This is a genomic window from Streptomyces sp. NPDC028419 (assembly GCF_055565515.1).
Genome location: NZ_JBVHUE010000023.1, coordinates 16,831 through 35,470, shown reverse-complemented (window position 1 = coordinate 35,470; position 18,640 = coordinate 16,831). Strand labels below are relative to the sequence as shown.

Sequence of the window (18,640 nt, the reverse complement as noted above, 5' to 3'; positions counted from 1 at the left end):
GTTAGCGGGCGGGCCACCGGTCCGATGGGCTCAGAGCTTGCGGAGGCTGAGCTTCTGCACCTTGTGGTCGGGGCCCTTGCGGACGACGAGGGTGGCGCGGCCGCGGGTGGGGGCGACGTTCTCCAGCAGGTTGGGCCGGTTGATCGTCCGCCACATGGTCCGCGCGTAGTCCAGCGCCTCCTCCTCGGAGACCTGGGTGTACTTGCGGAAGTAGGAGAAAGGATTCTGGAAGGCGGTCTCGCGCAGCTTGCGGAAGCGGCCCAGGTACCAGCGCTCGATGTCCTCGGGGCGCGCGTCCACGTAGACGCTGAAGTCGAAGTAGTCGGCGAGGGCGACCCGGGTGCGGCCGTCCTTGCCGGGCAGCGCGGGCTGCAGGACGTTCAGGCCCTCGACGATCAGGATGTCGGGGCGGCGCACGACGAGCTGCTCGCCCGGGACGATGTCGTAGATGAGGTGCGAGTAGACCGGGGCCGTGACCTCGTCCTTGCCGGCCTTGATGTCGGCGACGAAACGGGTGAGGGCGCGGCGGTCGTAGGACTCGGGGAAACCCTTGCGGGCGGTCAGGCCGCGGCGCTGGAGCTCCTTCATCGGGTAGAGGAAGCCGTCCGTGGTGACCAGCTCGACGCGCGGGTGCTCGGGCCAGCGGGCGAGCAGCGCCTGGAGCAGACGGGCCACGGTGGACTTGCCGACGGCTACCGAACCGGCCACCCCTATGACGAAGGGCGTGCCCCGCTGGGCGCCGTGGCCGTTGCCCGCGTCGCCGAGGAAGGTGTTCAGGGTGCCGCGCAGGTTGCTGGTGGCGCCGACGTACAGGTTGAGCAGCCGCGAGAGCGGCAGGTAGACGTCGCGGACCTCGTCCAGGTCGATCACGTCCCCGAGGCCGCGCAGCCGCTCCAGCTCGTCCGCGGTGAGCGGCAACGGGGTGCGCTCGCGCAGGGCGCTCCACTCGGCCCGGGTGAGGTCGAGGTACGGCGAGGCGTCCGTCCGGCGGTGCGAGGGCCGCTCGTGCCGGTCCGACCGGTTGGCGTGCTCCGTCGCGGTACCGGGGGCCGGACAGCCCGCCGGGTCCGCAGCGGGGGCGGCGGCGGGGTCCGCGCCGGGGGCCGTGGTGCTTCGTGGCGGCGAAGTGATCACAACGCCATTGTCGGGGGTCCGGGGCCGTTGTGGGTGGTGTGGTCGGTCACGTGAGCGCCGATCTTGGCCGGTTGCCACCGAATCGACCGTGGCTCCAGGGGTCGGGGCGCCGGGGCGGTGGAGGTACGGGTCGAGAAGCCCGCCGGAGTCGGTCAGGTCCGGGTGGGTCTCGCCGTGATCACGATTCCGGCCGCGGTCGGATATTGCAGTACGCCTGTGCGAATTTACTCGTAGATTACTCGGGCTGCACCTGCCGCAGTGATCATTTGAGTCATAGGGGAGATTCATCGTGCGTTCCACCCTCGTCCGCCGTTCCGTGCTGACCGCTTCCGCCGTGTCGCTGGCGCTGCTCGTCACCGCCTGCGGATCGGACAAGGCGGCGAAGGACGAGTCGAAGGACGGCGGTGCCACCTCGGCCGCCCCCTCCGCGCCGGCCGCCGACCCGGCCGCCAAGGCGAAGACGGCCGCCGAGCTGAAGGCGCTCCTGGTCACCCAGGCCGACCTCGCGGAGCACGTCGTCAAGGAGGCCACGGCGACCGAGCTCCAGGAGGCCGCCGCGGCCTACGCGACCACCAAGACCGAGTGCCAGCCGCTGGCCCTGGTGATGGCGGGCAGCGGTCCGGGCAAGGCCGCGGCCAACGTCGCGGCCAAGGTCGCCGGCAAGCCGAAGGCCCCCGCTGCGGACGCCTCCGCCGAGGAGAAGCTCAAGGCCATCACGGACGCCTTCAAGGTGACGGCCACGATGGACGCCCTCAACTCCTACGAGGGCAAGGGTGCCCAGGAAGCCTTCGCCGCGGTGAAGGCGGCGGGCACGGCGTGCGCCGCGGGTTACCCCGGGGCCGCGGAGGCCGACACGGGCAAGGTCACCAAGATCGCCCCGGGCCCCGCGGTGACCGCCGGTGACGAGGCCGTGTCCTTCACCGTCGAGCGGGAGCTGGATGGGGAGAAGAACCCCACCCAGCTCGTCGTGGTCCGCAAGGGCAACACCCTCGCGGCGCTCTACACGATCTCGTTCGGCGGGAGCGGCGAGACGGCGAAGGTCGTCGTCGACACGCAGGTCAAGAAGCTCGGCTGAGCCGTCCCGTGATCCCGGCCGCCCGGCGGCCGTACGGCGTCACACCCGCTCCGGCGCTTTCGCCGGGGCGGGTTTTTCGTCCGGTTCGGGTCCCGGTTCGTCCGGTTCGGGTCCCGGAATGCGCGCCGGCCGCGGCGTAGGGTGCCGCCTATGTGCGGAATCGTGGGTTACGTGGGAGCGCAATCTGCGCTCGATGTGGTCATCGCCGGACTCAAGCGGTTGGAGTACCGGGGGTACGACTCGGCGGGTGTCGCCGTGCTCGCCGACGGGGGCCTCGCCTCCGTCAAGAAGGCCGGCAAGCTGGTCAATCTGGAGAAGGAACTGGTCGGGCACCCGGTGCCGGCCGGTTCCACGGGACTCGGGCACACCCGGTGGGCGACCCACGGCGGGCCCACCGACCTCAACGCCCATCCGCACCTGGACAACGCCGGGCGCGTGGCCGTCGTGCACAACGGCATCATCGAGAACTTCGCCGCGCTGCGGGCCGAACTGACGGAGCGTGGGCACCGGCTGGAGTCCGAGACGGACACCGAGGTGGTCGCCCACCTGCTGGCCGAACGGTTCGCCGAGGCGGACGGCGACCTGGCCGAGGCCATGCGGCGCGTGTGCCGGCTGCTGGAGGGCGCCTTCACCCTGGTCGCGGTGCACGCGGACGCCCCGGACGTGGTGGTCGGCGCGCGCCGGAACTCCCCGCTGGTGGTGGGCGTCGGAGAGGGCGAGAACTTCCTCGCCTCGGACGTGGCCGCCTTCATCGCCCACACCCGGTCCGCGATCGAGCTGGGGCAGGACCAGGTCGTCGAGCTGCGCCGCGACGGGGTCTCGGTGACCAACTTCGACGGCTCGGCCGCCTCCGTGCGCGCCTATCACGTCGACTGGGACGCCTCGGCCGCGGAGAAGGGCGGCTACGACTACTTCATGCTCAAGGAGATCGCCGAGCAGCCGAAGGCCGTCGCCGACACCCTCCTCGGCCGGATCGACGCGAGCGGCTCGCTCACCCTGGACGAGGTCCGCATCCCCGCCTCCGTCCTGCGCGAGGTCGACAAGGTCGTCATCGTGGCCTGCGGTACGGCGTACCACGCGGGCATGATCGCGAAGCTGGCCATCGAGCACTGGACGCGGATCCCGTGCGAGACGGAGCTGGCGAGCGAGTTCCGCTACCGGGACCCGATCCTCGACCAGCGCACCCTCGTCATCGCCATCTCCCAGTCCGGCGAGACGATGGACACGCTGATGGCGCTGCGCCACGCCCGGGAGCAGGGCGCGAAGGTGCTGGCCATCTGCAACACGAACGGGTCGACGATCCCCCGCGAGTCCGACGCCGTCCTGTACACGCACGCCGGGCCGGAGGTGGCCGTCGCCTCGACGAAGGCGTTCTTGACCCAACTGGTCGCCTGCTACCTGGTCGCGCTGTACCTCGGCCAGGTGCGCGGCACGAAGTGGGGCGACGAGATCCGTGCGGTGATCCGTGAACTGTCCGACATCGCGGGCGCGGTGGACGCCGTACTGGAGACCATGGAGCCGGTCCGCAAGCTCGCCCGCTCGCTCGCGGACAAGAACACGGTGCTCTTCCTCGGGCGGCACGTCGGCTACCCGGTGGCGCTGGAGGGCGCGCTCAAGCTCAAGGAGCTGGCGTACATGCACGCCGAGGGCTTCGCGGCGGGTGAGCTCAAGCACGGGCCGATCGCGCTGATCGAGGAGGACGTGCCGGTGGTGGTCGTGGTGCCGTCGCCGAAGGGCCGTTCGGTGCTCCACGACAAGATCGTGTCGAACATCCAGGAGATCCGGGCCCGCGGGGCGCGCACGATCGTGATCGCGGAGGAGGGCGACGAGGCGGTGGTCCCGTACGCCGACCACCTGATCCGGATCCCGGCCACGCCGACGCTGCTCCAGCCGCTGGTGGCGACGGTGCCCTTGCAGGTGTTCGCGTGCGAGCTGGCGACGGCGCGGGGCAATGAGGTGGACCAGCCGCGTAACCTCGCCAAGTCCGTGACGGTGGAGTGAGCGAAGCGAGTTCGTAGAAGTGATCATCGGTGTGGGGATCGACGTGGCCGCGATCGACAGGTTCGCGGCGTCGCTGGAGCGCACGCCCAGGCTGGCGCAACGGCTCTTCGTCGAGGCGGAGTTGAACCTGCCGAGCGGCGAGCGGCGCGGGGCCGCCTCGCTCGCCGCCCGGTTCGCCGCGAAGGAGGCCCTGGCCAAGGCGCTCGGCGCGCCCGCCGGGATGCTCTGGACCGATGCCGAGGTGTACGTCGAGCCGACCGGGCAGCCGCGGCTGCGGGTGTCCGGGACGGTGGCGGCGCGGGCCCAAGCGCTCGGCGTGCGCTCCTTGCACGTCTCGCTCAGCCACGACGCGGGGGTGGCCTCGGCCGTCGTGATCGCCGAGGCGTGATCGGCGGGGCGTGGTCGGCGGGGCGTGGTCGCCGGGGGGATCGGGCACGCTGGTGCCATGCGTACTGCTTACAGCGTGGAGACCGTACGGGCCGCCGAGCACGAGCTGATGGCGCGGCTGCCCGAAGGGGCCCTGATGCGGCGGGCGGCCGCGGGACTGGCCGCCGTCTGCGCCGGACTGCTCGGGCGGGTGTACGGGGCGCGCGTGGCGCTGCTCGTGGGGACCGGGGACAACGGCGGTGACGCCCTCTACGCGGGCGCGCGCCTGGCGCGCAGGGGCGCGGGGGTGACGGCCGTGCTCCTGGACCCCGAGCGGGCGCACGCGGGCGGACTGGCCGCGCTGCGGGCCGCCGGGGGGCGGCAGGCCGAGCGCGTGCCGGAGCGGGTGGACCTGGTCGTGGACGGGCTGCTGGGCATCGGCGGGCGCGGGGGGCTGCGTCCGGCGGCGGCCGCGCTGGTGGCGCAGGTGCCGCCGGGCGCGCGGGTGGTCGCGGTGGACCTGCCGAGCGGGGTGGACGCGGACACCGGAGAGGTCGCGGGGGCGGCCGTACGGGCCGACGTCACCGTGACGTTCGGGGCGTACAAGCCGGGGCTGCTGATCGATCCCGGGGCCGAGCGGGCCGGGGTGGTGCGGTTGGTGGAGATCGGGCTGACGCTGCCGGACACCGCCGTGGCGCAGGCCCTCCAGCACGCCGACGTGGGCGCGCTGCTGCCCGTACCCACGGCGGAGAGCGACAAGTACCGGCGCGGGGTCGTGGGCGTCGTCGCCGGGTCGGAGCAGTATCCGGGCGCGGCGGTGCTGTCCGTGGCGGGCGCGCTGCGGGGCGGGGCGGGGGCCGTGCGGTACGTCGGGCCCGCGCGGGCGGCGGAGATGGTGCTGGCGCGGTACCCCGAGACGCTGGTCGGGCGCGGCCGGGTGCAGTCCTGGGTGGTGGGACCGGGGCTGGGCTCCGGGCGCGAGGGCGAGGTCGCGGAGCTGCTGGCGGGGGCGGCGGCGGACGGGGTGGCGGTGCTGGTGGACGCGGACGGGTTGCGGGGGCTGGACCCCGGGGTGCTGCGGGCGCACCCGCGGCCGGTGCTGCTGACCCCGCACGCGGGGGAGGCGGCGGCGCTGCTGGGGGTGGGGCGTGCGGAGGTGGAGGGGGCGCGGTTGGCTTCCGTGCGGGAGCTCGCGGGGCGGTACGGGGTCGGGGTGTTGCTCAAGGGGTCCACGACGTTGGTGGCGGGGCCGGGTTCTGGGGCGGGGCCGGTTCGGGTGAATGCCACCGGGACGCCCTGGTTGGCCACCGCGGGCAGTGGTGACGTGCTGTCGGGGGTGGCGGGGGCCTTGTTGGCGGCGGGGCTGGGGGCGGTGGACGCGGGGGCGGTGGCGGCGTACCTGCACGGGCTGGCGGGGCGGCGGGCGGCCGGTGGTGCGCCTGTGCTCGCGCACGGCGTTGCGGAGGCCCTGCCGGATGCTTGGCGCGACGCCTGCGCTCCGGCCTGAGGCCACACCGCTTTTGGCGCCGGGTCCTCAAACGCCGGACGGGCTGGGGTGGTGACGGGGGCGGCCGATCCAGCCTCGCCGGCGTTTGAGGCGCACCCCGGAGGGGTGTTGCGGGCCGGGCATGTTGCTGCGGGTGCGTGGGGCCTCCGGCGGGTCCTCAAGCGCCGGACGGGCTGGGGGCGCGGGCCACGGTCGTGCCGGGGACCCGCACGAGGGTCTCCTCGGCTCGCGGCTGCGGGGGGTCGGAGGGGGCGTCCAGTGGGGACCGCTCGTCCTTGCGGGGACCCTCCTGCGGGTCCCCGTCCCGACCGCGACCCGCGCCGGGGGGTCGGAGGCCGTCCGGGCCGGGGACCTGGTCAAGGTGTGGGCTCCTTGGGTGCTTGAGCGGCGCGCTGGTGGGGTTCTGAGACACTTGCGGCGATGAACGAGACACCGCCGCGCGTACACGCCGAGATCGATCTTGACGCCGTACGGGGGAACGTGCGCGCATTGCGCGACCGGGCACCCCGGGCCCAGCTGATGGCCGTCGTCAAGTCGGACGCCTATGGTCACGGGGCCGTGGCCTGTGCCAGGGCTGCCCAGGAGGCGGGCGCGACCTGGCTCGGTACGGCCACCCCGCAGGAGGCCTTCGCCCTGCGCGACGCGGGCATCGAGGGCCGGATCATGTGCTGGCTGTGGACCCCCGGCGGCCCCTGGCAGGAGGCCGTCGAGCGCGACGTGGACGTCGCCGTGAGCGGGCTGTGGGCCCTGGAAGAGGTACGGGCGGCCGCCCGCGCCGCCGGGCGCACGGCCAGGATCCAGCTCAAGGCCGACACCGGCCTCGGCCGCAATGGCTGCCAGCCCGCCGACTGGGCCGAACTGGTCGGCGCCGCCGTCGCCGCCGAGGCCGAGGGCACCGTCGAGGTCACCGGCCTGTGGTCGCACTTCGCGTGTGCCGACGAGCCCGGCCACCCCTCCATCCAGCTCCAGCTGACCACCTTCCGCGAGATGGTCGGATACGCCGAGAAGGAGGGCCTGGACCCCGAGGTCCGGCACATCGCCAACTCCCCGGCCACGCTCACGCTCCCCGAGAGCCACTTCGACCTGGTGCGCTGCGGGATCGCGGTCTACGGCGTCTCCCCGGCCCCGGAGCTGGGCACCTCCGCCCAGCTCGGACTGCGCCCCGCGATGACGCTCAAGGCGTCCGTCGCGCTGGTCAAGGACGTGCCCGGCGGCCACGGCGTCAGCTACGGCCACCACTACACGACGCCGTGCGACACGCGGCTCGCCCTGATCCCGGCCGGGTACGCCGACGGCGTCCCGCGGCACGCCTCGGGCACCGGCCCGGTGCTGGTCGGCGGCGCGGTGCGGACGGTGGCCGGGCGGGTGGCCATGGATCAGTTCGTGGTGGACCTCGGGCCCGGCGCGGACGTGCGCTCCGGCGACGAGGCCGTCCTCTTCGGCCCGGGCGACGCGGGCGAGCCGACCGCCGAGGACTGGGCGCGGGCGGCGGGGACGATCGCCTACGAGATCGTCACGCGGATCGGGTCCCGGGTGCCCCGGGTGCATCTCCATGTCTGATCCGATGATCCGTACGGGTGGTTCCTGTGGCAGGCTGAAGAACTGTTTGTCCGGTACGTCTGGGTTTCATGGCTGAGTGAGGTCGGCGTGAGCGAGAACTGGCGAAAGGCGGGCTGGGCGGGCGCCGCGATCGGCGTCGTGGCGGCGGGTGCGGCGGCCGGAGTGGCCGTCGAGCGGCTCACGGTCGGCCGCGGGATCCGGGCGAAGGCGCGCCTCGCGCTCGACGCGTCGGGCCCCTACGGCACCCTGCGCGGCACCGAGGGCACGTGCCGCGCCGAGGACGGCACCCTGCTCCACTACGAGAGCGACGAGCTCCCCGAGGACGGCGCCAAGCGCCGCCGCCTGCGCCGCAAGCCCGCTCCGGCCGCTACCGTCGTCTTCTGCCACGGCTACTGCCTCGCCCAGGACTCCTGGCACTTCCAGCGCGCCGCGCTGCGCGGCGTGGTCCGCGCCGTGTACTGGGACCAGCGCAGCCACGGCCGTTCGGGGCGCGGACTCGCGCAGGCCGACGGGGAACCGGTCAGCATCGACCAGCTCGGCCGCGACCTGAAGGCCGTCATCGACGCCGCTGCCCCCGAGGGCCCGCTGGTCCTCGTCGGGCACTCCATGGGTGGCATGACGATCATGGCGCTGGCGGCCCAGTACCCCGAGCTGGTGCGCGACCGGGTGGTCGGCGTGGCGCTCGTGGGCACCTCCAGCGGCCGGCTCGGCGAGGTGACGTACGGGCTCCCCTCGGTCGGGATCAGCGCGGTGCGCCGGGTGCTTCCGGGGGTGCTGCGCGCGCTGTGCTCGCAGGTCGAGCTGGTGGAGAAGGGGCGCCGGGCCACCGCGGACCTCTTCGCGGGCATGATCAAGCGGTACTCGTTCGGCTCGCCGGACGTGGACCCGGACGTGGCGCGCTTCGCCGAGCGGCTGATCGAGGCGACCCCGATCGACGTGGTCGCCGAGTTCTTCCCGGCGATCATGCTGCACGACAAGACGGCCGCCCTCCAGCACTTCGCGGACCTCCCGGTCACCGTGGTCGCCGGGGACCGCGACATGATCACCCCGCCCGAGCACAGCGTGGCCATCGCCGCCGAGCTGCCGGACGCGGAGCTGGTGGTCCTGGAGGAGACCGGCCACCTGATGATGCTGGAGCGCCCGGAGACCGTCACCGCACTGCTGAGCGACCTCCTCGCGCGCACGGGTGCGGTCCCGGCAGCGACTAACGTTGGCGGGCATGGAAGCACCGCTGCAAGCACCGCACGACCGGGCGGCTGAGACCGCGACCGGCCGGGCCCTGCTCACCATCGATTCCCCCGACGCCATGCGGGACCTGGGCCGCGAGCTCGCCGCCCTGCTGCGCCCCGGTGACCTGGTCCTGCTGACCGGTGAGCTCGGCGCGGGGAAGACCACTCTGACCCGGGGGCTCGGCGAGGGCCTCGGCGTGCGCGGGGCCGTGACCTCGCCGACCTTCGTGATCGCCCGGGTGCACCCGTCGCTGGGCGACGGTCCGGCGCTGGTCCACGTGGACGCGTACCGGCTCGGCGGCGGGCTGGACGAGATGGAGGACCTGGACCTCGACGTCTCGCTGCCCGAGTCCGTGGTCGTCGTCGAATGGGGCGACGGCAAGGTGGAGGAGCTCTCCGACGACCGGTTGCACGTGGTGATCGCGCGCGCGGTCGGCCACGAGGAGGTCCTCGACGACGTGCGCCAGGTGTCCGTGTACGGGGTGGGTGCGCGGTGGGCGGACGCCGGCATCGCCGCCTTGGCCGACGGGTCATAGCGCCGGCAGGTCCTCGCGGCCCGGTCCGTGCGTCCCTTCGGGGCGTGCGGGCCGGGCCGTTCGCGTACGGGCGGCTGGACGTTCCGACAACGTTCCGACAACGTTCCGACAGGTGCCGACAAGGTGTCGGTAAAATGTTGCGTCGAAGGGGGGCGGCGTGATGACATGGTACCGAGAGCTGGTTAGGTATACCTAACTTCGACGTCGGTCGAGCGCCAGGAGGCAGCCATGTCGGCAGCAGAGCGTGTTCCCCGCCCGTCCGGGGCGTCCGCGGCCGCGCCCGGGCCCTCGATGGGGGCGCTGCTCGCGTCGTGTCTCGCCGCCACCGCCGTGTCGACCCCACCCGCGCGGCCGGCCGCACCCGCGTCCGCACCCGCGCCCGTACGCAGGCAGGCCGCTCCGGAGTCCGAAGCGGCCTGAGCCGTGCGTCGTGTCACCCGTTCGGGTCAATTCGGCGGTCCTCCCGTAGGAGCCGCGCGCGGTACCTACGGGACGACGTTGACCCGCGTGCCGATCGTGGCGAAGTTCCACATCGCGTCGCCGTCGGCGCGCGTCATGCGGATGCCACCGGTCTTCTTGGTCGGGTCCGGCTCCGGCGTCGCGCCGTCCTTGCGGGCGCTGAAACCGATCACGACCCCGTCGGTGGTCGTGAACCGCACGATGTGCTCGATCGCCGCGCCGTCGGATCCGGTGACCGCGCCCTGGCGCGTGTCGACCGAGTAGCTGCCGGTCTTGGGGTGCACCGTGCTCGGCATCACCGAGTAGGTCTTCGTCTCCACGCCGTCCCCGCCCACCAGCCACACCCGCTTCTGGGACAGGGAGTAGACGACGCGCACGCCCTTGCCCGAATCGGCCGGAACCGGCCCCGGCTTGCCCGGTGCCTCGGGTGTGGTGGACTGGCTCGGCGCGGTGGAGGGGGCCGGCTGCTGGGCGGCCTGCGCCGGGCGGGCCGGAGCGCTCGCCGAAGCCTGGTAGCCGAGGAAACCGACCGTTGCCAGTGCCGCGGCGGTGAGCCCGGCCACGATTCCCGAGCTGCTGCGTGCCACCTTGCTCCACCTCTCCGCTGCCTTCGGGTCCTGGTACACCCGCGCTGACGGTAGCAGCCGGGGTGCCGCTCGACCGGCCGCGAGGGGCTCGGGCCGCGGAGTCGTAGGCTGTTCGCGTGCTCTTGCTCGCTGTAGATACCGCCACGCCCGCCGTCACCGTCGCCCTGCACGACGGTGAGTCCGTCGTCGCCGAGGCCCACCAGGTCGACGCCCGCCGCCACGGGGAGCTGTTGCTGCCCTCCGTGGACAAGGTCCTCGCCGAAGCCGGGCTGAAGCTCGACGCGGTGACCGGCATCGTCGTCGGCGTGGGCCCCGGCCCGTACACCGGGCTGCGCGTCGGCCTCGTCACCGCCGCCACCTTCGCCTCCGTCCTCGGCGTGCCGGTGCACGGTCTGTGCACCCTGGACGGGCTGGCCTACGCCGTCCGCGACGCCGGGATCGAGGGCCCCTTCGCGGTGGCCACCGACGCCCGCCGCAAGGAGGTGTACTGGGCCCGCTACGAGGACCCGCGCACCCGGGTCACCGAGCCGGCCGTGGACCGCCCGGCCGACATCGCCGAGCAACTCGCCGGGCTGCCCGTGGTGGGCGCGGGCGCGCTGCTCTACCCCGACCACTTCCCGGACGCGCGCGGCCCCGAGCACCAGTCGGCCGGCGCGCTGGCCGCCCTGGCCGCGGAGCGGCTCGCGGCGGGGGCGGAGTTCCTCCCGCCGACCCCGCTGTACCTGCGCCGCCCCGACGCCCAGGTGCCCAAGAACTACAAGGTGGTCACGCCCCAGTGACGGCCCCGACCGCGCCGCCCGCCCCGGCCGTCCAGCTGCGCGAGATGCGCTGGTGGGACATCGGGTCCGTGCTGGAGCTGGAGCACGAGCTCTTCCCCGAGGACGCCTGGTCCGCGGGGATGTTCTGGTCCGAGCTCGCGCACGCCCGCGGGCCGCTGGCCACCCGCCGCTACGTGGTCGCCGAGGAGGCGGACGGCGGCCGCCTGGTCGGCTACGCCGGGCTCGCCGCCGTCGGCGACCTGGGCGACGTACAGACCATCGCGGCGGCCCGCGATCAGTGGGGGACCGGGCTCGGCGCCCGGCTGCTCACCGATCTGCTCGGCGCCGCCACCGCCTTCGAATGCGCCGAAGTGCTGCTGGAGGTGCGGGTGGACAACACCCGCGCCCAGCGGCTCTACGAGCGCTTCGGCTTCGAGCCGATCGGCTTCCGGCGCGGTTACTACCAGCCCGGCAACATCGACGCGCTCGTGATGCGACTTTCCGATCCCGCACGTTCCGTCCCCGCGGACGGCCCAGTTCAAGGTGAATCCCATGGCTGACGAACCGCTCGTCCTCGGCATCGAGACGTCCTGCGACGAGACCGGCGTCGGCGTGGTGCGCGGCACCACGCTCCTCGCCGACGCGATCGCCTCCAGCGTCGACGAGCACGCGCGCTTCGGCGGGGTCGTGCCCGAGGTGGCCTCGCGCGCCCACCTGGAAGCGATGGTCCCGACCATCGAGCGCGCCCTGAAGGAGGCCGGGGTCAGCGCCCGCGACCTCGACGGCATCGCCGTGACCGCGGGCCCCGGTCTGGCCGGGGCGCTGCTGGTCGGCGTATCGGCGGCGAAGGCCTACGCCTACGCGCTCGGCAAGCCGCTCTACGGCGTGAACCACCTGGCCTCCCACATCTGCGTGGACCAGCTGGAGCACGGGCCGCTGCCGGAGCCCACGATGGCCCTGCTGGTCTCCGGCGGGCACTCCTCGCTGCTGCTGGCCCCGGACATCACCAGTGACGTACGGCCGCTGGGCGCGACCATCGACGACGCGGCGGGCGAGGCCTTCGACAAGATCGCGCGGGTGCTCCAGCTGGGCTTCCCGGGCGGTCCGGTCATCGACCGGCTCGCGCGCGAGGGCGACCCGAAGGCGATCAACTTCCCGCGCGGGCTGACCGGGCCGCGCGACGCGGCGTACGACTTCTCCTTCTCCGGGCTCAAGACCGCCGTGGCGCGCTGGATCGAGGCGAAGCGCAAGGCCGGGGAGGACGTGCCGGTGCGCGACGTGGCCGCGTCCTTCCAGGAGGCCGTGGTGGACGTGCTGACGCGCAAGGCGATCCGCGCCTGCAAGGACGAGGGCGTCGACCACCTGATGATCGGCGGCGGCGTGGCGGCCAACTCGCGGTTGCGCTCGCTGGCGCAGGAGCGCTGCGACGACGCCGGGATCGTGCTGCGGGTGCCGCGGCCGAAGCTGTGCACGGACAACGGCGCGATGGTGGCGGCGCTGGGCGCGGAGATGGTCAAGCGGAACCGGCCGGCCTCGGACTGGGACCTCTCGGCGGACTCCTCGCTGCCGGTGACCGACCCGCACGTGCCCGGTACGTCGCACGGGCACGGTGACGGGGACGGCCACGGCCACGCGCACGCACACGATCACGATCACGTGCACGAGCTGAGCAAGGACAACCTGTACTCATGAGCACCATCGTGGCCGTGATGTGGGAGGCCCGGGCCGCCGACGGCCGGGGCAACGAGCTGCTGGAATGGGCCCGTTCGCAGGTGCTCGCCCGGGAACCGGTGCGCCGCGAGGTGTTCCGGGCCCCGCAGGACCGGGTCCTGGTCATCACCTGGTGGGAGGCGGGCGCCGGTGCGGGCGAGGGCGCGGACGCGCTCCCCGAACTGCCCGAGCCGGCCGCCGACCTGATCGCCCGGCCGGTGCACCGGTGGCGCTTCGAGTCCGTGGAGCTGACCTGAGGGCGGCCCGGGGCTGACCCGGGGCCGGAGCGCTCCGCGCTGCCGCTATCCGAGTTCTGGCGCGGTACTCCTCCCTTCATGGCGGAGGTGAAGCGCACCCTTGGCTTGGATGCGCGAAGCGCCGGAGATCGCTTCGCTCCTGTCGTGAGGGTCAGTTCATGCGGGCCGGTTCTGCTGCTCGATGTACTGACGGACGATTGAGAGCGGGGCTCCGCCGGCTGATCCGGCGAAGTAGGAGCCGGATCAGAGTGACGCTTTTGTGCCGGTACTTGGTCACGAAAACCAAGTGGGTGCATGAGAAACGTGCAATGTCGACCAGTGCGAATGTTCGTGCAGTCGGCCATAAACCACATATGTATGGTGATCGGCGTGAAGCTCAGGTACCAGTTCCGTGCGTACCCGAGCGTCCCGCAGAGGACCGAGCTTGCGAGGGCGTTCGGATGCGCCCGCGTCGTGTGGAACGACGCGTTGCGCATCCGTCAGGACGCCTACACGAAGGATGGTTCGTCTCCCTCGATCGTGAGCCTTGCCAAGGAGCTCATCACCGAGGCCAAGAAAACGGAGGAGAGGGCATGGCTGGCCGACGTGTCAGCGGTCGTGCTCCAGTCCTCCCTGCGGGATCTCCAGACGGCTTACAGCAACTTCTTCGCGTCGAAGAACGGCACCCGTAAGGGCCCGAAGATGGGGCCGCCGCGCTTCAAGAAGAAGACCAGTCGTCAGTCCGTGAGGTTCACCAAAGCCGCCCGCTTCTCCATCACCGGCGAGGGCAGACTCCGTCTCCCCAAGATCGGTGATGTGGAAGTCCGCTGGTCAAGGCGGCTTCCCTCCGATCCGTCGTCCGTGACGGTGATCAAGGATTCGGCCGGACGGTACTTCGTATCGTTCGTCGTCGAAACCGAGGAGAAGCCGCTCCCCGAGCTGGACGTGGAGGACACGGATACCGGCATCGACCTGGGTCTGTCCACGTATGCGGTTCTGCGGGGCCGAAAGATCAACACGCCGAAGTTCTTCCGCCGTCAGGAGAGCAAGCTCCGGCGTGCCCAGCGCAAGCTTTCCCGTTGTGAGAAGGGTTCCGGCAACCGGCGCAAAGCCAAGCTGGCCGTAGCGAAGATCCATGCACGCGTCGCTGACCAGCGACGCGATTTCATCGAGCAGGAAACCACCCGCATCACGCGCGAGAGCCAAGCCGTGTACGTGGAAGACCTGAACGTGAAGGCCATGGGCCACCGCAAGGGCAAGCGAGCCAAGTCCGTACACGATCAAGCCTTGGGGCAGTTCACCCGCACCTTGGAAGCCAAGTGCGCCCGCTATGGGCGGACGTTCGTGAAGGTGTCCCGCTGGTTCCCCAGCACCCAACTGTGCTCCGCTCCCGGATGTGGCGCCCTCACCGGCCCCAGAGGGCTCGAAGGGCTCAAGATCCGCCGCTGGACATGCGACTGCGGAGCCGTGCACGACCGGGACGAAAACGCTGAGACCAATCTCCGGCGTGAAGGACGACGCATCGTGGCCGAGGGACTCCCGGACACGTAAAATGCCTGCGGAGCCTGTGTAGGACCCGGCACGCCGGGCAACGGGCGATGAAACAGGAACCACCTACGACCACCGCTCAACAGCGGCGGCCCGGTGGGAATTTCCCCCATTTACGGGGGAGAGAGTTAACGTCATGCGCATGCCCCGTCGTGACCTGCCGCCACCGCCGCCTCCCGCGCACCTGCGCGCATGGTTGGACCCCCACGCCGTCCGGGCCGACCGGGCCCGCTATCTGGGGGAGTTGGAGCGGCTGAGCCTGGGCACGGGGCGGCTGCTGCTGCTCTGGGCGGTCAGCGCCGTTTTCGCCCTCGGCTGGTCCTTCGTCGGCATGGCGCTGATGGCCTTCGAAGAGGGCGGCCTGACCGAGCAGTTCGTCGGCGTCGTCTTCCTGGTCCTGGGCGTGGGGGTCCTCGTACCGGCCGGCTTCTGGTTCGTGTGGGGCGCCAAGCGGGACCGCCGGGTGCGCCAACTGCTCTCCGCGTGGGCCGAGTCGGACCGCGATCCGGCCAATGACGCCCGCCTGCGCCTGCCCGGGCGGAGCCTGGCGTGGCTGCTGTCCTCGCTGGTCCTGTGCGCGCTCGGGCTGTGGGTGACCTTCGGGAGCGCGAGCGCCGCCCGACCCGGCTCGGAGACCTACGGCGAGGTGGCCTCCGTGATGGGCCTCGGGATGATCCTGTGGATCACCGGGCTGTTGGGCGCGGGCAAGGCGGCCGCGCACTACCGGTGGGCCCTGCGGGCCTTCCGCCCGCCGCGGCGCCCGCCGGCCGCACCGCCCGGGGCCGCGGCGCCCGGGAGCGCCGCCGCCGTCAGTCCCGGGGTGTCGGTACCGGGGCAGGAGCGCCGATCAGCATCGAAGGAGCGCCCGCCACTCGGGTCAGGATGACCGTCGCGGAGTTCGGGCCCTGCGGCTTGACCTTCTTGCGCAGCTCCTCCGGTTCGATCGCGGAGCCGCGCTTCTTGACGGTCAGGATCCCCACCCCGCGCTCGCGCAGCAGGGCCTTGAGCTTCTTGAGGCCGAAGGGCAGCACGTCGGTGATCTCGTAGGCGGTGGCGTACGGCGTCGCGCGCAGCTCGTCGGCGGTGATGTAGGCGATGGTCGGGTCGATCAACCGCCCGCCGAGCTGCGCGGCGACCTCGGCGACCAGGTGGGCGCGGATGACCGCGCCGTCCGGCTCGTACAGGTAGCGGCCCACCGGTCCGGCGTCCGGGTCGGGCAGCGGGTCCTCGGTGCGCAGCGTGCGCGGTCCGGGGAGCAGGGTCGCGCGGACGGCGCCGGGCGAGGTCCCGAACCAGAGCACGGCCTCCTTCACGTCCCCTCCGTCGGAGATCCACTCGGCCTCGGCCTCGGCCGGGACGGCCTCGTGCGGGATCCCGGGGGCGATCTTGATGGCCGCGTACTTCGCCGCACGGGCGGTCTCCACGGCCCAGGACAGCGGCGGCGAGTACCCCTCGGGGTCGAAGATCCGCCCGCGTCCGCCGCGGCGCGCCGGGTCGAGGAAGACGGCGTCGTAGCCGGCGGTGTCGACCTCGGTGACATCGGCTTCCACGACCTCGATCAGGTCGGCCAGCCCCAGCGCCTCGGCGTTCGCGCGGGCGACGGCGACGGTCAGCGGGTCCCGGTCCACGGCGAGCACCCGGATCCCGGCGCGGGCCAGCGCCAGCGCGTCCCCGCCGATGCCGCAGCACAGGTCGGCGACCGACCGTACGCCGAGTGCGGCGATCCGCTCGGCGCGGTACGTCGCCACGGCCGCGCGGGTGGCCATCTCGCCGCCGCCGGGCGTGAAGTACATCCGGTACGCGTCCTCGGCCCCGAACTTCACCACCGCGCGCTGGCGCAGCCGGGCCTGCCCGAGGGCGGCGGAGACCAGCTCGGCGGGGTGTTCGCGGCGCAGCCGGGTGGCCACGGCCAGCTCCTGGGCCGGGTCGTAGTCGCGCAGCGAGTCGAGCAGGGCGCGGCCCTCGGGGGCGAGCAGGGCGGCGAAGTCTTCGGGGTTCACCGCTTCATTGTCGGACAGTTTGGGCCACTCGATGGATCGTCCGCCGCCGGTCGCGGTGTCGCCGCGGGAGGGCGGGGGCCGGGTGCCAGGATGCGCAGCTATGCAGCTAGTAGGAAAAAACGGAAATAACGCGCGTATGGGTCACCGAGTCGCGGGCACGCGCGGCCGGTACGGGGTGGCGCTGGCCGCGCTGCTGGTCGCCGCCCTCGGGACGGCCTGCGGCTCGACCGGGTCCGCCCCCGCGGTGAAGGACAAGAAGGCGGAGACGGGCCGCAGCGGCGCCCAGGGCCCCGCGGTCAGCGCCCAGCAGCTCCAGCAGGCACGGGCCCTCGCCGCCAAGAAGTGGGGGCTGGCCCAGGCGCCGCTCGCCGCGCCCGCGGCGCCGAAGACCAAGCCGGAGATCACCTTCCGCAAGGGCTTCGAGGTGGAGGACGGCGACGAGCTCCCGCCGGTCTTCACGACCGTGCCCACCGAGGACAAGGTCGTCTTCCTGACGATCGACGACGGCGCCGAGAAGGACCCCGAGTTCCTGAAGATGATGCAGGAACTGAAGCTCCCGTACACGGCGTTCCTCAGCGACTACCTGGTGCGCGACAACTACGCGTACTTCAAGCAGATGCAGTCCGAGGGCGTCTCGATCAACAACCACACGCTCAACCACCGCTACCTGCCCGCCCTCTCCTACGAGAAGCAGCGCCAGGAGATCTGCGGCATGCAGGACACCATCCAGAAGGAGTTCGGCAAGCGGCCGACCCTCTTCCGCCCGCCGTACGGCAACTACAACCAGGACACGCTGCGCGCGGCGAAGTCGTGCGGGGTGAAGTCCGTTCCGATCTGGAACGCGGAGGCGTTCACGGACAGAATGGACTATCGGGAAGAGGACAAGGACCTGCACCCCGGCGACATCATCCTCACGCACTTCCGGGGGCGGGAGGACTGGAAGGGCACGATGCCTGACATGATCCGCCAGGTGATGAAGACCGTCACGGCGAAGGGATACGCCGTGGCCCGCTTGGAGGATTACTTGTGAGCATCGCGCGCCGGTTGACGGCCGGAACGCTGGCGGCCGGCGCGCTCGCGCTGTCCCTGTCGGGGTGCGGGAACAGCGTGGACCCCATCGAGCGCCTCGGCCGCAAGACGGCCGAGGCCTCGCAGGGCGCGACGGACGGTACGGGCCCGGGCGGCGGCAGCGCCAAGCCGTCCGCGGCCCCCTCCGCGAGCGCCTCCGCGAACGACGCCCACAAGCGGTGGGGCCTGGCCAAGCCGCTGGAATTCGCGGCGAAGCCCGCGCAGAAGCCGCAGCTGCCGAAGGCCGGGCCGGGCAAGATACCCGTGGTGAACCGGATACCCGTGCCCGCCGGGGAGAAGACCGTCTTCCTGACCTTCGACGACGGCGCGGAGAAGAACCCCGAGTTCCTGAAGATGGCGGCCGACCTCAAGCTGCCGATCAGCATGTTCCTGACGGACAACATCGCCTCGTCGGACTACGGGCACTTCCAGTCGCTGCGCGACAACGGCTCGCGCAGCACGATAAACAACCACACGCTGACCCACCCGAACCTGCGCACGCTGTCCTTCGCGGCGCAGAAGAAGGAGATATGCGGCCAGCAGGAACGCCTGGAGAAGCGCTTCGGCGCCAAACCGCCCCTCTTGCGCCCGCCGTACGGCAACTACAACGACGACACCCTGCGCGCCGCCTCCGAGTGCGGGCTCTCGTACGTGGTCCTGTGGCAGGCGTCGATGCAGATCAACAACTTCCAGTACGCCGAGGGCGACGCCCTGAAGCCGGGCGACATCGTCCTGGCCCACTTCCGCGGCCCGGCCGAGCTGAAGGGCTCGACGGAGATCGAGATGACGACCCGGATGCTCCAGCGCATACAGGAGCAGGGCTACAAGATCGGGCGCCTGGAGGACTACCTCTGATCCGCCCGCGG

General features: G+C 72.3%; 19 protein-coding genes and 1 pseudogene. 16 read left to right on the top strand and 4 right to left on the bottom strand.

The window, feature by feature from the left end:
• Positions 1–30 precede the first annotated feature (30 nt).
• On the bottom strand, positions 31–1,134 hold the full coding sequence (gene coaA / locus ACZ4UB_RS25295; protein ID WP_468073430.1) for a type I pantothenate kinase: 1,104 nt from the start codon (positions 1,132–1,134) through the stop codon (positions 31–33).
• 289 nt (positions 1,135–1,423) lie between these two features.
• Between coaA and ACZ4UB_RS25290 the strand changes: the two genes are divergently transcribed.
• The 8 genes from ACZ4UB_RS25290 to ACZ4UB_RS25255 all read left to right on the top strand — a co-directional run bounded on the left by ACZ4UB_RS25290 (position 1,424) and on the right by ACZ4UB_RS25255 (position 9,828).
• Positions 1,424–2,209, top strand: coding sequence for a hypothetical protein (locus ACZ4UB_RS25290; RefSeq protein WP_468073428.1), 786 nt, complete (start codon positions 1,424–1,426; stop codon positions 2,207–2,209).
• Positions 2,210–2,359: 150 nt separating this feature from the next.
• Entirely contained in the window at positions 2,360–4,210 is a 1,851-nt protein-coding gene (gene glmS, locus ACZ4UB_RS25285) for a glutamine--fructose-6-phosphate transaminase (isomerizing) (protein WP_468073426.1), read from the top strand.
• Positions 4,211–4,229: 19 nt separating this feature from the next.
• On the top strand, positions 4,230–4,598 hold the full coding sequence (locus tag ACZ4UB_RS25280; protein ID WP_468073424.1) for a holo-ACP synthase: 369 nt from the start codon (positions 4,230–4,232) through the stop codon (positions 4,596–4,598).
• 57 nt (positions 4,599–4,655) lie between these two features.
• Positions 4,656–6,083, top strand: a complete 1,428-nt coding sequence (locus tag ACZ4UB_RS25275; RefSeq protein ID WP_468073422.1) for an NAD(P)H-hydrate epimerase — start codon at positions 4,656–4,658, stop codon at positions 6,081–6,083.
• 420 nt (positions 6,084–6,503) lie between these two features.
• On the top strand, positions 6,504–7,643 hold the full coding sequence (gene alr, locus ACZ4UB_RS25270) for an alanine racemase (RefSeq protein WP_468073420.1): 1,140 nt from the start codon (positions 6,504–6,506) through the stop codon (positions 7,641–7,643).
• Positions 7,644–7,730: 87 nt separating this feature from the next.
• Positions 7,731–8,903 (top strand): alpha/beta fold hydrolase, encoded by a 1,173-nt coding sequence (locus tag ACZ4UB_RS25265; protein ID WP_468073418.1) that lies wholly within the window; start codon positions 7,731–7,733, stop codon positions 8,901–8,903.
• Positions 8,863–9,408 (top strand): tRNA (adenosine(37)-N6)-threonylcarbamoyltransferase complex ATPase subunit type 1 TsaE, encoded by a 546-nt coding sequence (gene tsaE, locus ACZ4UB_RS25260; RefSeq protein WP_354383021.1) that lies wholly within the window; start codon positions 8,863–8,865, stop codon positions 9,406–9,408. The genes ACZ4UB_RS25265 and tsaE overlap by 41 nt, the downstream gene beginning before the upstream one ends.
• Positions 9,409–9,636: 228 nt before the next feature.
• Positions 9,637–9,828 (top strand): hypothetical protein, encoded by a 192-nt coding sequence (locus tag ACZ4UB_RS25255; RefSeq protein WP_468073416.1) that lies wholly within the window; start codon positions 9,637–9,639, stop codon positions 9,826–9,828.
• 65 nt (positions 9,829–9,893) lie between these two features.
• On the opposite strand, the gene ACZ4UB_RS25250 is transcribed toward ACZ4UB_RS25255, so the two are convergent.
• Positions 9,894–10,454, bottom strand: coding sequence for a hypothetical protein (locus ACZ4UB_RS25250; RefSeq protein WP_468073414.1), 561 nt, complete (start codon positions 10,452–10,454; stop codon positions 9,894–9,896).
• A gap of 116 nt (positions 10,455–10,570) precedes the next feature.
• On the opposite strand from ACZ4UB_RS25250, the gene tsaB reads away from it, so the two are divergent.
• Genes tsaB through ACZ4UB_RS25230 form a run of 4 tightly spaced genes read left to right on the top strand, consistent with a single transcriptional unit; the run spans position 10,571 to position 13,179 of the window.
• Complete coding sequence (gene tsaB / locus ACZ4UB_RS25245; RefSeq protein ID WP_468073412.1) at positions 10,571–11,233, top strand: tRNA (adenosine(37)-N6)-threonylcarbamoyltransferase complex dimerization subunit type 1 TsaB; 663 nt, start codon at positions 10,571–10,573, stop codon at positions 11,231–11,233.
• A gap of 44 nt (positions 11,234–11,277) precedes the next feature.
• Positions 11,278–11,772, top strand: a complete 495-nt coding sequence (gene rimI / locus ACZ4UB_RS25240) for a ribosomal protein S18-alanine N-acetyltransferase (RefSeq protein ID WP_468073553.1) — start codon at positions 11,278–11,280, stop codon at positions 11,770–11,772.
• Positions 11,765–12,904 carry a tRNA (adenosine(37)-N6)-threonylcarbamoyltransferase complex transferase subunit TsaD gene (gene tsaD, locus ACZ4UB_RS25235; RefSeq protein ID WP_468073410.1) on the top strand — a complete coding sequence of 380 codons (1,140 nt, stop codon included), beginning with the start codon at positions 11,765–11,767 and terminating at the stop codon, positions 12,902–12,904. The genes rimI and tsaD overlap by 8 nt, the downstream gene beginning before the upstream one ends.
• Complete coding sequence (locus ACZ4UB_RS25230; protein ID WP_468073408.1) at positions 12,901–13,179, top strand: hypothetical protein; 279 nt, start codon at positions 12,901–12,903, stop codon at positions 13,177–13,179. The genes tsaD and ACZ4UB_RS25230 overlap by 4 nt, the downstream gene beginning before the upstream one ends.
• Positions 13,180–13,335: 156 nt before the next feature.
• On the opposite strand, the pseudogene ACZ4UB_RS25225 reads toward ACZ4UB_RS25230, so the two are convergent.
• A pseudogene (locus ACZ4UB_RS25225) lies at positions 13,336–13,422 on the bottom strand (IS200/IS605 family transposase); the annotation flags it as partial.
• Positions 13,423–13,548: 126 nt separating this feature from the next.
• Here ACZ4UB_RS25225 and ACZ4UB_RS25220 point away from each other — a divergent pair.
• A complete protein-coding gene (locus tag ACZ4UB_RS25220; protein WP_468073406.1) occupies positions 13,549–14,709 on the top strand; it encodes an RNA-guided endonuclease InsQ/TnpB family protein in 1,161 nt (386 codons plus the stop codon).
• Positions 14,710–14,848: 139 nt separating this feature from the next.
• Complete coding sequence (locus ACZ4UB_RS25215) at positions 14,849–15,592, top strand: hypothetical protein (RefSeq protein ID WP_468073404.1); 744 nt, start codon at positions 14,849–14,851, stop codon at positions 15,590–15,592.
• On the opposite strand, the gene ACZ4UB_RS25210 is transcribed toward ACZ4UB_RS25215, so the two are convergent.
• Positions 15,516–16,706, bottom strand: a complete 1,191-nt coding sequence (locus ACZ4UB_RS25210; RefSeq protein ID WP_468073402.1) for a THUMP-like domain-containing protein — start codon at positions 16,704–16,706, stop codon at positions 15,516–15,518. The two genes, ACZ4UB_RS25215 and ACZ4UB_RS25210, sit on opposite strands and share 77 nt — an antisense overlap.
• Before the next feature lie 136 nt (positions 16,707–16,842).
• Between ACZ4UB_RS25210 and ACZ4UB_RS25205 the strand changes: the two genes are divergently transcribed.
• On the top strand, positions 16,843–17,736 hold the full coding sequence (locus ACZ4UB_RS25205; RefSeq protein ID WP_354383029.1) for a polysaccharide deacetylase family protein: 894 nt from the start codon (positions 16,843–16,845) through the stop codon (positions 17,734–17,736).
• On the top strand, positions 17,733–18,629 hold the full coding sequence (locus ACZ4UB_RS25200) for a polysaccharide deacetylase family protein (protein ID WP_468073400.1): 897 nt from the start codon (positions 17,733–17,735) through the stop codon (positions 18,627–18,629). Before ACZ4UB_RS25205 ends, ACZ4UB_RS25200 begins: the two co-directional genes overlap by 4 nt.
• Positions 18,630–18,640 lie beyond the last annotated feature (11 nt).

What these genes read in the sequence shown, in the direction of transcription:
- glmS (WP_468073426.1), top strand. Translation starts at nt 2,360, where the DNA reads ATGTGCGGAATCGTGGGTTACGTGGGAGCGCAATCTGCGCTCGATGTG.
- ACZ4UB_RS25215 (WP_468073404.1), top strand. Translation starts at nt 14,849, where the DNA reads ATGCCCCGTCGTGACCTGCCGCCACCGCCGCCTCCCGCGCACCTGCGC.
- ACZ4UB_RS25275 (WP_468073422.1), top strand. Translation starts at nt 4,656, where the DNA reads ATGCGTACTGCTTACAGCGTGGAGACCGTACGGGCCGCCGAGCACGAG.
- tsaE (WP_354383021.1), top strand. Translation starts at nt 8,863, where the DNA reads ATGGAAGCACCGCTGCAAGCACCGCACGACCGGGCGGCTGAGACCGCG.
- ACZ4UB_RS25230 (WP_468073408.1), top strand. Translation starts at nt 12,901, where the DNA reads ATGAGCACCATCGTGGCCGTGATGTGGGAGGCCCGGGCCGCCGACGGC.
- ACZ4UB_RS25255 (WP_468073416.1), top strand. Translation starts at nt 9,637, where the DNA reads ATGTCGGCAGCAGAGCGTGTTCCCCGCCCGTCCGGGGCGTCCGCGGCC.
- ACZ4UB_RS25205 (WP_354383029.1), top strand. Translation starts at nt 16,843, where the DNA reads ATGGGTCACCGAGTCGCGGGCACGCGCGGCCGGTACGGGGTGGCGCTG.
- alr (WP_468073420.1), top strand. Translation starts at nt 6,504, where the DNA reads ATGAACGAGACACCGCCGCGCGTACACGCCGAGATCGATCTTGACGCC.
- tsaD (WP_468073410.1), top strand. Translation starts at nt 11,765, where the DNA reads ATGGCTGACGAACCGCTCGTCCTCGGCATCGAGACGTCCTGCGACGAG.
- rimI (WP_468073553.1), top strand. Translation starts at nt 11,278, where the DNA reads ATGCGCTGGTGGGACATCGGGTCCGTGCTGGAGCTGGAGCACGAGCTC.